Origin of the sequence: Streptomyces morookaense (assembly GCF_013030945.1) — a bacterium.
Taxonomy (GTDB): Bacteria; Actinomycetota; Actinomycetes; order Streptomycetales; family Streptomycetaceae; genus Streptomyces; species Streptomyces morookaensis.
On record NZ_JABBXF010000033.1, the window covers coordinates 11,282 to 25,966 of the forward strand.

11 protein-coding genes are annotated in these 14,685 nt (G+C 72.3%); 4 read left to right on the plus strand and 7 right to left on the minus strand.

Features of this window, described 5'->3' with window-relative positions:
• Positions 1 to 2: 2 nt before the first annotated feature.
• The gene (locus tag HG542_RS15870) at positions 3 to 1,157 is read right to left on the minus strand and encodes a class I SAM-dependent methyltransferase (protein WP_171081914.1); all 1,155 of its coding nucleotides are present in this window, start codon (positions 1,155 to 1,157) and stop codon (positions 3 to 5) included.
• On the minus strand, positions 1,154 to 4,315 hold the full coding sequence (locus tag HG542_RS15875) for an AMP-binding protein (protein WP_171081916.1): 3,162 nt from the start codon (positions 4,313 to 4,315) through the stop codon (positions 1,154 to 1,156). Before HG542_RS15875 ends, HG542_RS15870 begins: the two co-directional genes overlap by 4 nt.
• 283 nt (positions 4,316 to 4,598) lie before the next feature.
• On the opposite strand from HG542_RS15875, the gene HG542_RS15880 reads away from it, so the two are divergent.
• Positions 4,599 to 5,045 carry an enediyne antibiotic chromoprotein gene (locus tag HG542_RS15880; protein WP_171081918.1) on the plus strand — a complete coding sequence of 149 codons (447 nt, stop codon included), beginning with the start codon at positions 4,599 to 4,601 and terminating at the stop codon, positions 5,043 to 5,045.
• A gap of 227 nt (positions 5,046 to 5,272) precedes the next feature.
• Positions 5,273 to 6,010 carry a class I SAM-dependent methyltransferase gene (locus tag HG542_RS15885; RefSeq protein WP_218039041.1) on the plus strand — a complete coding sequence of 246 codons (738 nt, stop codon included), beginning with the start codon at positions 5,273 to 5,275 and terminating at the stop codon, positions 6,008 to 6,010.
• Positions 6,011 to 6,070: 60 nt separating this feature from the next.
• On the opposite strand, the gene HG542_RS15890 is transcribed toward HG542_RS15885, so the two are convergent.
• From HG542_RS15890 to HG542_RS15905, 4 genes are all read right to left on the minus strand, one after another.
• The gene (locus tag HG542_RS15890) at positions 6,071 to 7,039 is read right to left on the minus strand and encodes a Gfo/Idh/MocA family protein (protein WP_229922665.1); all 969 of its coding nucleotides are present in this window, start codon (positions 7,037 to 7,039) and stop codon (positions 6,071 to 6,073) included.
• Complete coding sequence (locus tag HG542_RS15895) at positions 7,036 to 8,256, minus strand: cytochrome P450 (protein WP_171081920.1); 1,221 nt, start codon at positions 8,254 to 8,256, stop codon at positions 7,036 to 7,038. Before HG542_RS15895 ends, HG542_RS15890 begins: the two co-directional genes overlap by 4 nt.
• Before the next feature lie 132 nt (positions 8,257 to 8,388).
• A complete protein-coding gene (locus HG542_RS15900) occupies positions 8,389 to 9,069 on the minus strand; it encodes an SDR family NAD(P)-dependent oxidoreductase (protein ID WP_171081922.1) in 681 nt (226 codons plus the stop codon).
• The gene (locus HG542_RS15905; protein ID WP_171081924.1) at positions 9,066 to 9,944 is read right to left on the minus strand and encodes an LLM class flavin-dependent oxidoreductase; all 879 of its coding nucleotides are present in this window, start codon (positions 9,942 to 9,944) and stop codon (positions 9,066 to 9,068) included. Before HG542_RS15905 ends, HG542_RS15900 begins: the two co-directional genes overlap by 4 nt.
• A gap of 292 nt (positions 9,945 to 10,236) precedes the next feature.
• Between HG542_RS15905 and HG542_RS15910 the strand changes: the two genes are divergently transcribed.
• Positions 10,237 to 11,259, plus strand: coding sequence for a tyrosine-protein phosphatase (locus HG542_RS15910; RefSeq protein WP_171081926.1), 1,023 nt, complete (start codon positions 10,237 to 10,239; stop codon positions 11,257 to 11,259).
• A 10-nt stretch (positions 11,260 to 11,269) separates the two neighbouring features.
• Positions 11,270 to 12,925, plus strand: coding sequence for an FAD-dependent monooxygenase (locus HG542_RS15915; protein ID WP_171081927.1), 1,656 nt, complete (start codon positions 11,270 to 11,272; stop codon positions 12,923 to 12,925).
• A 64-nt stretch (positions 12,926 to 12,989) separates the two neighbouring features.
• Here the strand turns inward: HG542_RS15915 and HG542_RS15920 are convergent, their stop codons facing one another.
• Positions 12,990 to 14,627 carry an FAD-dependent oxidoreductase gene (locus HG542_RS15920; RefSeq protein WP_171081929.1) on the minus strand — a complete coding sequence of 546 codons (1,638 nt, stop codon included), beginning with the start codon at positions 14,625 to 14,627 and terminating at the stop codon, positions 12,990 to 12,992.
• Positions 14,628 to 14,685: the final 58 nt, after the last annotated feature.

A 14,685-nucleotide genomic window follows, 5' to 3' on the forward strand; every position in this document is an offset into this window, starting at 1 on the left:
CATCACCAGTGCGGCGCACGCGGCATCCACCGTGGGATGCCGCCTTCGGCGTTGACGCCCTTCTCCAGGAACGCGATGTTGTGGTAGACGTGCATGCCCGTCAGGAACGCCTCGGTCTGGCTGAGGGCGCGGTCGGGGGCGCTCTCGCGCTCCTCGTGGTGCAGATCGTCGATGAGGGACTTCAGGAGTCCCATCATGGTGTGGGGAGCGTTCAGGTCGCGGTCGTCGCCCCCGTAGCCGGGCAGGTACGACGTCCACAGGTCCTCGATGACGTAGAAGCCGCCGGGCCGCAGGTGCGGGAAGAGCGCCGTGAACGAGGTGCGCACGTGCTCGTTGATGTGGCTGCCGTCGTCGATGATGATGTCGAAGGGACCGTGCTCCCGGGCCAGCGCGTCCAGTCCCGCGGGGTCGTTCTGGTCGCCCTGCAGGATCTGGAGGCGCGGCCCGTTGAGTGCGGACTTGTCGAAGTAGTCGAGTCCGAAGACCGTGCCGCGGCGGAAGTAGCGGCGCCACATCTTCAGCGATCCGCCACCGGACTCCTCGTCCGCGTAGCCGCCGACGCCTATTTCGAGGATGCGCACCGGAGTGTCGCGCAGGGGGGCGAAGTGCCGCTCGTAGTGCGGCGTGAACCAGTGCACCTGGCCCCACTTGTCGGAACCGTGCCGCAGCGCGAGGGTGCCGAGGTCGGGGGTGCGCGGTGACAGGGCGTCGATGACGGTCGACGTGGCGGAGGCGATCGAGGGCTGCAGTTCGCGGGGCGGGAAGTCCGTGTCATGCGCCGTGGCCAGCTCGATGCGCCGGGTCCCGGCGGTGCGGGCGAGGTCCGGACCCCACAGTTCGCGCACCAGGTCCTTGAGCCGGTAGACGATGCGCACCTCGCAGCTCTCCTGCATGCCCTCGTCCACGCGCACGGGGCGGCCTGCGGTGAGGGTCAGGGTGCGGTCGGTGGCCGTGTCGTAACCGTCGTGCTCGATGCGCAGTCCGACGCGGATCTCGTGGGGGTTGACCGGCACGTCGATGCGCGTCCGGATCTCCTCCACGGCCAGTTCGGCGGCGCGCGCCGGGCCGACGTGGTCGACGGCCCGGCGCAGTGCCCGGGGGGTGTCACCGGCGCCGGCGATGAGTTGCTGGATGTCGGCGGTCGACGTATCCGTCACCGCTCCTCCTTCAGATGGGTGTTGTCCGCTGATGTGCGGGATTCGGTGTGCTGCGGGGAGCGCTCAAGCTCTTCGCAGATGCTCAGGACCTCCGCGAGGAGACGCTCGGCGAGTCCGGCCGCCTCTGCCTCGGGGACGGCGTCCGTGCGGTACCTGAGGACTCCGCCGTCCGCCGGGGGCAGCCACAGTTCCACGGTGAGTTCCGGCAGCGCCCTCTCCGGCGCCAGGTACAGGTAGTCGGCGCTGCCGTTCCCCAACGCGAGGCGGCGGGAGGGCAGTTCGACCTGCAGCAGGTAGGCCTGCAGCAGAGGGTGGCGGTGGGAGCCCTGGGGCAGCTCGGGCATGATCGCCTCGAGCGGCACCAAGGGTGGGTGCATCGCTTCGCGCAGCTGCTCGGCCGCGCTCAGGACGAGCTCGCGGGCCGATTGCGCCGTACCGGGTGCACGCAGCGGCAGCATACTGGCGAAGCAGCCCACCACGGCTGTCGTCTCCTCGGTGAAGCGACCGGTGGACGGCACCGCCACCACGGGCTCCGGGGAGCCGGTGAAGGAGCGCAACAGCCGTGTGTACGCGGCGTGGTAGACCGCCATGCCGGTGGCGCCGACGGCGGCGGCCGCCCGGTCGACGCGGTCGCGCAGGTCCTCGGTGATCTTCAGAGGGAGTTCCGCCGCGGGACCGCTCCACGGCCGTTGCGCGCCGAGCGGGAACCGCAGTTCACCGGCTCCGCGGACGCGGTTCATCCAGGACCACACCGCCTGCGGGTAGTTCTCCCGGAAGCGGTCCCACTGGTCGGCGGCCGCGCGGTAGTAGGACGCCGGGGTGTCGGTGAAGGCGGGCAGTCCGGCGGCCAGTGCCGTGTAGGCCCGTTCCAGGTCGCGGAGAAGGAGTGCACACGACCATCCGTCGAATGCGATGTGGTGCACCGCGATCGCCAGCAGTGACTCGCCGTTCGCAACAGGGAACAGGGCGGCCCTGACGGGCAGTTCCGACGTCAGGTCGAAGGGCCGCAGCACCCACCCACGGGCGTCGGCCTCCGCCTCCGGCGATGTCGCCACCGCGGGCCGGGTGTCCAGAAGCGGTCCCGTCCGGTCGGCGGGCACGATGTGTACATCGGGCAGTCGCGGCCCGTCGGAGAAACGGGCGCGCAGCGCCTCGTGGCGTGCGACGACCGCGTCGACCGCGGCACCGAGCAGGGCCGGATCGACCTCCGCCGACAGCCGGTAGACCATGGGGATGATGTCCTCGTCGAGGTGCCCGGCGTCTCGGGACGCGGCCCAGAAGCCGCCTTGCACGAGGGGGACGCGCCGTGGCCGGCCGTCCCGTTCCGCATCGTCGGGCGCCGTGCGGGCCGTGTCCGGCGGGCATGTGTCGAGCAGGTCGGCGATGTTCCGCGGCGTGCGGGCCGTGAGCACGTCGGACGCTCCGATGCGCCGCGCGAGCCGCGAGCCCAGCCTGGTGGCCAGACGGATGGCGGTCAGGGACGTCGCCCCGCAGCGGAAGATGTCCGTGGACGGCGAGACGGGGTGGCCGAGGAGTTCGGCGACCGTCTCGAGGACGACGCCGGTCACCGTGCCGTCGCCGGACTCCCGCTCGTCCGCGTCGCCCTGACCGCCGCCCGCACCCTGCGCCACGGCTTCCAGGGCGCGCTGGTCGATCTTGCCGTTGACGCCCAGAGGCAACTCGGCAAGAGGCATCAGCAGGTCCGGCACGAATGCCGCGGGCAGGCTGATGCGGAGTGCACGGCGCACGTCGTCGGCGGGAACGGCCGCGGGTGCGCCGACGTAGAAGACGGCGAGTTGCGTCTTCGCAGGAGCGTCCAGCGGAAGTGCCAGCGCACAGGCACGGACGACACCCGGCACGGCCTCGGTCAGCCGCTCGATCTCCTCGGCCTCGATGCGCAGGCCGCGCACCTTGAACTGGCGGTCGCGGCGGCCGAGGAAGAACAGCCGGCCGTCGTCGTCCATGCGGGCGATGTCACCGGTGAGGTAGACCCGTCGGGGTCCGCCGGGGAGGGGGACGACGGGGAACCGCCGTTGCGTCTCCGCGTCGTCACCGAGGTAGCCGAGGCTCAGCCCGTCGCCGGAGACCGCCAACTGCCCTCGTTCCCCACGGGGCACGACTGCGTGCTGTTCGTCCAGGAGGTGGACGGACGTGTTCGCCACCGGGGTGCCGATGGGAACCTCGTCGGGGATGTCGCCCTCCGCGACCCACGCCGCCGTGCTGATGGTGTTCTCCACCGGTCCGTAGTCGTTGACCACCCTCAGCCGGGGGTGGGCGTCGCGGCAGCGTCCGATGTGCTCCGCAGAGGCGCGGGCACCGCCGGTCAGCAGCAGCCGGAGTCCCGTGAACGCGTCGAGGTCGTCCTCGACGAGCGCGTTGAACAACGTCGCCGGCAGGGCAACCGTGTTGACCCCGCGCCGTACATGGGCCCGCAGGTCGGCGCCGGTCAGATGGCTGCCTTCATGGATGACGCAGGTGCCGCCTCCGAGCAGCGGCACCCACAGTTCCAGGGCGAAGACGTCCCACGCGGGCGAGGCGATCTGCAGCGACACCATGGGCCCGGGCAGGACGTGGGCCGGGTCCAGTGCGGTGCGCACGATGCCCCGATGCGGGGCGAGGGCGGCCTTGGGCTCGCCCGTGGTTCCGGAGGTGAAGAACACACAGCACGCGTCGCCCTCCGCACGACGCCGTGGCGCGGTCGGCCCGAGGTCCTCCGCCGACGGGAGGAAGAGGCCGGCGATGCCCACGACGGGCACGTCGGACGGCGCCTCCGCCGGCTCGTCCGCCAGGCACAGCACCGCCCCGGTCCGGCGGAGGAGGGCGTGGTGGCGGCGCTGCGGCCAGTCCACGGGGACGCATGCGTAGGCCGCGCCCGTCATGAGGACGCCGAGCAGCACGCTCACCAGGCGCGGAGAGCGTGCTGCGCGCACGGCCACCACGTCACCGGCGCCCACCCCCAGGTCCGTGAGCCGGGCCGCAACGGTGTGGGCCTCGGCGAGGAGTTCGGCATAGGTGACGTCGGTGTCGCGCATCCGCAGCGCCACCGCGTGGGGAAGCTCCGCGGCCCGGCGTGCGACGACCTCCTCGACACGGACGCCGTCCGGATAGGCGACACGCGGCCCGTGGGACGTCGAAAGGGGTCGGTTGCCCGTCAGCATGTGGCTCCTTTCACGGGGCGCGTCCTCACCATGGGTCCGGTTGCGCCCGCATCGAGCCGACCGGGCTGCGCCGAAGCCGATGTTCGTGCGGTCACTTCAAGTTCCATTCGAAACGCCGTCTCGCAGGCCGTGCGGGCTCGGGAATCCGTGCCGACCGGAGGACACCCACGTCCTCCGGTCGATGGACCTGCGAATTCGTCCGTTGGAACCTCGTGACGCCTCCCGGTCCCGGGACAGACTCGGTTCCGCAACGCAGCACCGTCGCAGAACAGGAGTCCTTCACATGAAGCACCGCATCAAGGCCCGCACGGTCGGCAAGGGGATCGCCCTGGCGAGCGCCGGATTCGCCGCCGCCCTGGCACTCAGCACCTCGGCCTCCGCGGCGCCCTCGCTCAGCGTGAGCCCGAACTCGTCGCTGTCGGACGGCCAGTCGGTCACCGTCTCCGGAAGCGGCTACAAGCCCGGCTCGACGATCGTGCTTCTCCAGTGCGACGGGGACAAGCCCCAGGGAACGGCCTGCGACAAGCAGGCCCTGGTCGCCGCGGCGGCGGACGCCAAGGGCGGCATAAAGGCGACCTTCACCGTGCACAAGCAGTTCACCGGCAGCAACATGGCCGGCGGCAGCGGCACGTCCAAGGTCGACTGCTCTTCCGGCCACTGCTACATCGGCGCCACCGACGCGTCCCACCCCGGCGCCCAGGGTGCGGGCGTGGTGCTCACCTTCTCCTGAGGCACCACGCCCCCGTCTCCGGGGCCCCTCACCGGTTTTGCCGCCCCGACCCCCGCGGGGCGGCAAAACCCGTATACGGGCGAAAGGCCGACTCATCGAATCCCAAAGGATTTTCGAGTCCGGGTCCTCAGGATGGGCGGCGATGACAGTTGGCGGTGAGGCAACGCCCCGAGCGGCCCTCCCCGGCGTGTCAGAAGTCCACTCCACTTCGCAGAACGAGGACGATCATGCTCGCCGAGTTGCTCGCCAGGTCCGGTAAGTCGCTGCTCAAGGACGTTCCGCCGGACGGCCGCCGCTACTGGGCGGCCCGGTTCTGGGACCGGGCCGCCGCGGAGCAGCACCCACTGCTCCGCGATCACTTCCTGGAGCAGAAGGACACGATCGCCGGCTACCTCAAGCGCTACGGGACCGAGACCGGCAGAGTCCTCGAATTCGCCTGTGGCACCGGCGAGTTCACCGGGCTGGCCGCGGAGAACACCGCCGCCAAGGCCATCACGGCGCTGGACATCTCCGCTCAGGGCCTCGAGATCGTCCGCAAGCGCGTCACGCACGAGGGCCTCGAGCTCGTCTACGGCGATTTCTGGGCGGAGAACAAGGTCGGCACGGCCGACCTCGTGATGTGCGTGGACGCCATCCACCACCTCGGCGACGTGCGCCAGGTGCTGGAACGCATGAAGACCTTCGTGGCACCGGGCGGCGTGCTCGTCGGCAACCTGTGGACCGGCGATCACTTCCACGACTTCGAGCGCCGGCGGTACGGAACGCTCAACCACCTCGCTCGCACGGCCGGCTTCTTCGGCACGGCCGCGGCCATCCGGCTGTCCGGCGGGAAGCTGCGCACCGGCGCCTACCGCACCCAGCTGATCACGAGCTGGGAGGGCGCCGCGATCCTGCGCGAGGTGTTCGGCGACGTGCTGGAGCTCGATGTCCACCGTCACTTCATGTCGTTCGTCGTCAAGCCGTAGCGCAGGAAGGGCTGTGCACCATGCCACGGGGCATGGTGCACAGCCCTGTTCGCCGTCCGGTCAGCGCGCGCAGCGGGCAACGGCCTCCATGAGGGCGGCCTGCCGGACCAGTTGGCCGTGCTCGCGCTCGTGCTCGGCCGGCCGCGTCGTCAGGTCGGCGAACTTCCTGATCGTGTTGACCCACTGGTCGTCCGCCGGCAGGACGCGTTCCTCGACGTGGTCCTGCCGTTCGATCCTGAGGACGGGACGCGTCGTGGCGGGCGGGGTGAAGGCCCAGCCCAGCTGAATACGTCCCGTTTCACCCCATATCGCATAGGTGTTGCGATAGGAGTGGACGAACCCGAACGAGCACTGCGCCGCCATCCCGTTCCCATCGCCGAGCAACGCGCTGCCCGCGACATCCACTTGCGCGCACTCGTCGATGTCGAGTGTCGAGCCGAGCACGTTCGTGCTGCCGCCGAGGAAGAGCTGGGCCGCTCGAACGGGATAGCAGCCGGCATCCAGCAGGGAACCGCCGCCGAGTTCCGGGTGGTGCCGGATGGTGGAGCGGTCCGTGAGCGGGAACCCGAACTCCCCCGTGAACAGGCGGGGCCGGCCGATGGCGCCCTCCGCGACGAGCCGCCCGACCTCCGCGTGCTGGGAGTGCTGCAGAAACGTGAAGTTCTCCATGAGCAGCAGTCCGCGCTCGGCGGCCAGGCCCACCAGGCGCCGGGCGGCCCGCGGGTCCGCCGTCGCGGCCTTCTCGACCAGGACGTGCTTGCCGGCCTCCAGCGCCGCCGCCGCCCACTCCTCGTGCATGCCGATGGGCAACGGGATGTAGACGGCGTCCACGTCGTCGCGTTCCAGCAGCCGCCGGTAGCCGGCGATCGCCACGCCGCCGAACCGGTCGGCGAAGGCACGGGCCTTGTCGCCGGAGCGGCTCGCCACGGCGGCCAGACGCATGCCCGCGCCCAGGATGGCCGGGATCGTGCGCCGGGCCGCGATGTCGGCGCAGCCGAGCACGCCGATGCCGATGCCGTCCGCCGTCACCAGCGGACATCCAGTCGCTCGGGGCGCGGGAAGGCGGTCGCCAGCTGCCAGGTGAGGTTCTGGGCCGAATCGGCCAGGCGCAGGACGGCACCGCGCTGGACCAGGGCCTCCAGGAGCACCTGCAGTTCGATGCGGGCGAGCGGTGCGCCGAGGCAGAAGTGGATGCCCGCGCCGAAGGCGAGGTGCTGGTTGTGCTCGCGGTCCAGCTGCATACGGTCGGGGTCGGGGAAGACCGAGGCGTCCCGGTTGGCCGAGTTCATCAGGGGGATGACGGCCTCCCCGGCGGACACGGTCACCCCGCCCAGCTTCACATCGCCGGTCGCGATGCGCAACGAACCGAATCCCGAGGCGACTTGGCTGTAGCGCAGGGCCTCCTCGACCGCGGCGGGAATCCCCTCGGGCGCCGCCAGCAGCGCCGCGTAGCGGCTCGGGTCGTCCAGCAGGTGCAGGAGCAGGTGGGAGATCGCGGCGGTCGTGGTGTGGTAGCCGGCCACCAGCAGCGTCATGGCGAACGTGAGCAGCTCCTCGACGCTCAGGGCGTCGTCCTCCTCCTGGGCACGGAGGAGACGGGTGAGCAGGTCGTCGCCGGGGACCTCCCGCTTCGTCGCGATCAGCCTGCCGAGGTACGCCATGAGGTTGCGGGCCGCCTCCTGGGCGCCCGCGGCGTCCGCGGCGGCCGTGGGTCCGCCGCCGGCCACCAGCAGGATGCCGTCGCTCCACCGGCGGAACCGGTCCTGCTCGTGGACCGGAATGCCGAGCAGCTCGCAGATGACCCGGATGGGCAGCGGCAGGGCGAGCGCGGTCAGGGCATCGGCGGTCCCGCCCTCGGACGCCAGCATGTCGTCGACGAGTTCCGCGGCGATCTCCCGCACCCGGGGGCGGAGGGGAGCCATACGGCGCTGGGTGAACTCTCCCGACACCAGGCGGCGCAGCCGCGTATGGTCCGGCGGGTCCATGGTCACCAACGAGTTGGAGCCGCGGTGGATGGGCAGCAGACGGGGCGCGTCGGGCGCCGTGGCGGCCTGCTTGCTGAACCGGGGGTCGGTCAGGGCCGTGCGCACGTCCTCGTAGCGGGTGAGCAGCCAGGCCGTGTGGCCGCCGGGCAGCCGGACGCGGGCCACGGGCTCCTCCGATCGCAGCTGCGCGTAGACCTCCAGCGCCTCGCCGGGCGTGGCGACGTGGAAGGGGAACGCGCGGGGGGTGTCGGCTCCGGCCATGGGTCCTCCGTAACGGGTTGGGCGGGCCTGGTCACGGCCCGGCGAGCGCCATGGTCCGGTGGGCCGATCCGGATCCGTTGGAGGGCCGCTGTGGTGCCGCACCCGGCCCGGAAGCGCGCCGGGGACGCGCGTTCACCAGTCGACGCGGCGCCGTCCGCGCAGGAAGGCGCCGTGGGGTCCCGAGTCCGGCAGGGTCGCCGCCCACACGATGTCGGCGGCGGCTTCCTCGGGGTCCGTGGTCGCGGCGGGCATCATGCGCGTGCGGACCCGCCCGGGGTTGACGGCGTTGACCAGGACGCCGCTGTCGCGCGTGGCGGCGGCCAGCAGCACGGTCACCGCGTTCAGCGCGGCTTTGGAGATCGAGTAGGCGGGGGTGCCGGCGTGCAGGCCGTGGCTGAACGCACCGGTACCGCTGGAGAGCATCACGATCCGGCCCCAGCCCCGGTCGAGCATGCCGGGCAGAAACGCCTGCGACACCCGCAGCGCGCCAAGGGTGTTGACGGCCAGGGTGTCGGCGACGAGACGCGGCTGCACCCGGTGCGGCGGGGTGCCGTCGTCGAGGAGGACGCCTGCGTTGTTGACGAGGATGTCGACGGGACCGATGTGCTCGTGCGCGGCCCGCACCGACCGGTCGTCGGCGACGTCGAGCACCACGGGCACGGCACGGGGGCCCAGCCGGCGGGCGGTTTCCTCCGCGGCCGCGTGCGAGCGCGCGGCCGTGACGACGGTGTGCCCCTCCGCCAGCAGCCGGCGGCTGACGGCAAGCCCGAGACCGCGGTTGGCCCCGGTGACCAGGGCGGTACGCGGCGTCACAGGATCTCCAGGCGGTCCCGCAGCGCCTCCGTGAGCAGCGTCAGCTGTCGGAGGTCCGCGTCGCAGGGCAGGAGGATCAGCTCGTCGCAGCCCGCCGCGGCGTGCGCGGCCGCGGCGGATGCCACGGCCTGGGGCGTGGTCAGGGCCTCGGCGACGACACGGCGCAGATAGGGACCCGTACCGCTGTAGCAGGCACCGAGATAGCGCTCCACGGACGCGACGGCCCCGGCTCCCAGGGCGAAGTAGGCGAGGGCGACCACACGCGGGCGGTCGGCACGCCCCTCCTCGCGCCAGGCATGATGGAGACGGGCCAGGCGGTCGGCGAACGGTTCGGCCGATCCGCTTCCCGAGATCCAGCCCTGGGCATGGCGGGCCGACCGGCGCATGGCCGCATCGGAATGCCCCCCGATCAGCAAGGGCGGTGCACCGTCCGGCAGCGGCGGCCCGATGGGTCCGGCCCCGGCGCCCGTACCGCCCTGCCAGACGTCGCGCAGGGAGCCGATGAGCGCGTCCAGATCCCGGCCGCGCGAGCGGAACGACGTGCCGGTCGCCGTGTAGTCGTCCTCGCGTCCGCCCACGGCGAGTCCCAGCGTCAGCCGGCCGCCTGCCATCCGTTGCAGCGTCGCGGCCTGCTTCGCCAGCACCGCGCCGCTGCCGCGGGTGGCCCCCAGCAGGACGGTCGTGGTCAGCCGGATCCTGCTGGTCACAGCCGCGGCCGAGGCCAGCGTGATCAGGGGTTCGTAGTTCCCGTAGACGATCCGGTCGAGCACGCCCAGGCCGGCGAAGCCGGACTCCTCAGCCTGCATGGCCCACCCGAGGATGTGTTCCGGGCCTGCACCGGGAATCATCGCGGGCAAGCCGACACCGATCTGCATACCGAAGCTCCCGGCACTCGACGACGACGTCCGCACATCGTGCTCCCGGGGCTTCGAGTGCGCGTCGGATGCCGATCGCGGCCGCTCGCACCGGCGGGCGGACGACGACGGCGACGGCTTGACCGAGCGTGGAACCATCCTCCAAGCGCGGGAGCGATGCTGCCCCGGGCGCTGTGCGCCCTTCTCGCCGCCGCGGCATCGCCGCAACCGTGCGGCCGCGCACCCGTGCCGGACCGCACGTGTTCTGACATGTTCGGAAAGGAAAAGCACCCTCCTCATGAGGAACAGAACTGTGCCGTTCTTGAGGCGCGCCCTCGCCTCCGGAGCCGCCCTCGCCGCGCTTGCCGGCGGAGTCGCCCTGGGAGGCGCCCCGGCAGTGGCCCAGCCCCGGGCCGCCCTCGCCCACGCATCGATCCACACCGCGATCGCCGATGCCCAGGTGGTCCGTGACGCGGACGGCGTCTACCGATTGACGTGGACCGCCGACGGCCCGTCCCGCGTCACGCGGGTGTACGCGTCCACCGACCCGGCACCGCGCCCCGCCCACCGCCGGCTGGTGGAGACGACGAAGGGGACGTCCGCGACGGTCCGCGGCCTCGACCCCATTGCCCGCTGGTACTTCACCCTCGCCTCCGGCGGGCGGTCGGAGACCACGGCCGCACGCACCGTGACCCTGGACGGTGTCGCCAACTCACGTGATCTGGGCGGCTACCCGGCGGACGGCGGACGCCGGATCAGGTGGGGAGCCGTCTTCCGGTCGGCCCGGCTGACGCCCGCCACCGACACCGGCAAGCAGCAGCTGGCCGCACTCGGCCTCCGTGAGGTCGTCGACTTCCGCAGCACCGCCGAGGCGACCCGCGAGGGTCTCGATCCGCTGCCGCCGGAGGTCTCCCGCATCGCGGACCCGATCGGCGACCCGGACCAGGCCGTCGAGCCGCCGCCGGCGCCCTCGGGGGACCCGATCGCCGACAACTACCGTCTCTTCGTGTCCAATCCGAACCTGCGCAAGCAGTTCGCCGACGGCCTGCTGCGCGCGGCCGACCGAGGGCAGCGGCCGTTGATGTTCCACTGCACGGGCGGGAACCACCGCACGGGCTGGATGACGGTCGTCCTGCTCAAGGCCCTCGGCGTCCCCGACTCCGTCGTGCGCCAGGACTACCTGCTGTCGCCCAACACCAGCGACGCCTACCTGAACGCGGCGTACGACCAGATCCAGCGCGATTTCGGCTCCTTCTCCGCGTACCTGGACTCGGGGCTCGGCATCCCGCCCGAGAAGCTGTCCGCCCTCCGCGCCTCCCTGCTCGTCCGTGCGTGAGGAGAGCCGCATGACCACTCGCACGACACAAGCCGCGGACACCGCGCACGAAACGGAAGTCCTCGTGGCCGGCGGCGGGCTCACCGGACTCTCGGCAGCCGTCTTCCTCGCCTGGCACGGGGTCGCGGTCACCGTGGTCGAGCGTCACCCGGGCACGCTCGTGCACCCTCGCGCACGCAGCATCAATCCCCGTACGGCCGAGCTCCTGCGCCAGGTGGGGCTGGACGACGTGGTGGGCCGCGCAGACGGGTACGAGAGCCAGCTCCCCTCCGTGCACATGCTGCGCGCGGAGACGCTGGCCGGGCCCGAGACGAGCCGGGTGGAGCAACGGCCGCCCGCCGGCGCCCGCGACGGACAGCGGGTCAGCCCCGCGTCCTGGGGCATGATCGACCAGGACCGGCTGGAAGGAGTGCTCCGCGCGCACGCCGAACACCTCGGCGCGACGGTCCGCTTCGGCCACGAGCTGGTCTCGCTCGACGAGGACGCCACAGGCGTCAGGGCCCGGGTGCGAGACGGCGACGGCCGCCCGTACGAGCTGCGTGCCTCCTACGCGATCGGTGCGGACGGACACGCCAGCCGGGTCCGGGAGGCCGCCGGCATACCGCTGCACGGGCCCGGAGCGCTGAGCCACATCGTCAGCATGGTCTTCGACGCCGACCTGACCGGACCGCTGCGCGGGCGCCACGACCCCGGACAGGGCGCCTTCATCGCCTCGTGCCACCTGAGCACCCCTGCCGAAGGCACGGTCCTGTTCCCGCACGGCAGACCGCACCGCTGGGTGTTCAACACCCCGATGTTCCCCGAACGCGGCGACACGCTCGGCGACTTCGACGACGCGCGGTGCACCGGGATCATCCGGGCGGCGATCGGCGTGCCCGGCCTTCCGGTCACGCTCGTCCCGCAACTGCCGGACGGGACAAAGGTGCTGGCCTACCGGATCGGCGCGGCCGTGGCCGGGTCGTTCCGGTCGGGCCGGATCTTCCTCGCCGGTGACGCCGCCCATGTGATGCCGCCGACCGGGGCGTTCGGAGCCGGGACGGGTATCCAGGACGCGCACAACCTGGCCTGGAAGCTTGCGGCCGTGCTGCGCGGCAGGGCGGGGCAGGACCTGCTGGAGACGTACGACACCGAGCGCCGGCCCGTGGCCGACTTCACGCTCGGGCAGGCGCTGTTGCTGATGCACCAGCGGGGGGCACTGCCCATCCCGCTCCCCTCCGGGCACCGGCCGGCCGAGTACGACGCGGTGGTCTTCGGCCACCGGTACCGTTCCTCCGCCGTCGTGGCCGACGAGGGCGACGACGAGGACACCGGGGCGGTCCCGCCGGCCCTGCTGAGGGGGCAGCCCGGTACGCGCGCACCGCACGTGCCGGTTCCGGGCTCCGCGCCGGCGTCCTCGCTCGACTGGTTCGGGCGCGGTTTCGCGCTGCTGGTCCCCGACGGCGACGGAGCCTGGGCGGCTGCCGCGCGCACGCTCGGCGACCGTGACCTTTTGGTGCACGTGCTCGGGGAGGAGGGTGCGGAGCTGCACGGAGTCTCCGGGTCCGGGGCGGTCCTGGTGCGGCCGGACGGCTTCGTGGCCTGGCGCTGCCATGGCTCCTCCGAGGAACCTGCGCAGGTCCTGGCCGGAGTCCTCGACCGTGTGGGGTGCCGCGCTCCGTCGATGTGAACCGGTCCGTGAAACGGGTGGGGCCCGGGCGATCGCCCGGGCCCCGCTGTTCTTCCCGCCCCGTTCAGGAGACCAGCCGGGTCAGCACCTCCAGGAGAGCCGCCTCCGGGTCGTCCTCGCCGCCGTCGGGCGAACGCCAGGCGACGAAGCCGTCGGGCCTCACCAGGACAGCGCCCTTGCGGGAGACCCCGTAGCAGGCGGCCCAGTCGGCACCGTCCTCGACCAGACCGTCCCGGCCCACGAGATGGCTCCGCAGCGGGACGGGCGTCCGCGCGGCGACGGCGTCACCCACGTCGCACCAGCGCCTGTCCGCCGTGAGGAGCGTGAAGGCGTCGGAGAACAGGTCGAGCGTCGAGATGCGTTCGTCCCCCCGGCGCAGCCACACGTGCGGGGCCCGGGTGCCGGGCGCCCCCGAGAGGTCGAGGCCCGGCAGCAGGGGCGCCGCATGCGCGGGACCGGCCACGGCCGAGGAGGTGTAGCGGTATCCGAGGGTCACGACGATGTCGTCGACCATGCGGTCCTGGTCGCCGTCCGGGGCCAGCCCGTGGCGGATGCGGTTGCGCAGCAGGGCCTGCTCGGCCATGGCCGAGCCCAGGGGCCGGCGTTCCGCGTCGTAGCTGTCGAGCAGTCCGTCGTGGGCCCAGCCCCGGAGAACGGCCGCCAGCTTCCAGGCCAGGTTGTGCCCGTCGTGAATACCGGTGTTGGCGCCGAAGCCCCCGGCCGGCGGGTGCACATGGCCCGCGTCGCCCGCGAGGAAGACCCGGCCCACGCGGAAGGTGTCGGCAACCCGCTGAGCGCCTTCCCACGGAACGGTGGCGACGATCTCGACGTCCAGGTCGGGGACACCACTGGCGTCCCTGACGACCTGGACACAGCGTTCCGTGGTGAAGTCGGCCGGCGACTCCCGCTCCGGGTCGTACAGGGCCGCGCCGGCCCAGGGGTCGCACCCGTGCAGCCGCGAGAGGGTCATCGTCGTCGGCCCGCCGGTGGCGTAGCAGAGGATGAACTTCCGGCCGTGCATGACCTCTTCGAGGCGGGGAGCACGGAAGTAGATGCTCAGCGCATGGAAGACGGTGCCGCGGCCGTGCTGGGAGATGCCGAGCCTGCGACGTATGGGGCTGCTCGCGCCGTCGGCCGCGACCACGTAATCGGCGCGGACGCGGCGTTCGGAGCCGTCGTCGAGCGAGCGCAGCAGTGCGGTGACGCCCTCGGCGTCCTGTTCGAGGTCCACCAGCTCGGTGCGGAACAGGGCGGTGGCGCCCGCGTCCCGGGCGTGCTCCAGGAGGACGCGCTCGTACCGGTCCTGCCCGCAGCCCATGATGGTGACGGGGCTGATGTCCGGCCCGTCGAGCGACGGCGCCTCCACCACCTCGGCCCGGTCGATCTCCGCCAGGGTGCGGGTGCGCAGAATGCCGCCCTCGAAGTACGGGCGGGTGTTCCCCATCTCCAGGGCCCGGATCTCGCGCTCCAGCCCGGCGGAGCGGAACAGCTCCAGGGTGCGGGCCTGGATGCCGGGGGCCCGGGGCAGCCGCGAGGTGGCCTCGCGGCGCTCGACCAGCAAGGGCTTGATGCCGTGCCGGGTGAGGAACAGTGCGGTGGACAGGCCGACCGGGCCGCCACCGACCACCAGCACGGGCACGTGCTCGATCGTGTCGTCGGCGGCCGCGGAGGCTGTCGCCGCGACCGTGGTCTTCTCCGTCATTTCGCTCTCTTCGGTGGGACGACGGGGCGACGCGGGCACACGCTGTGCGGCGCGGTCG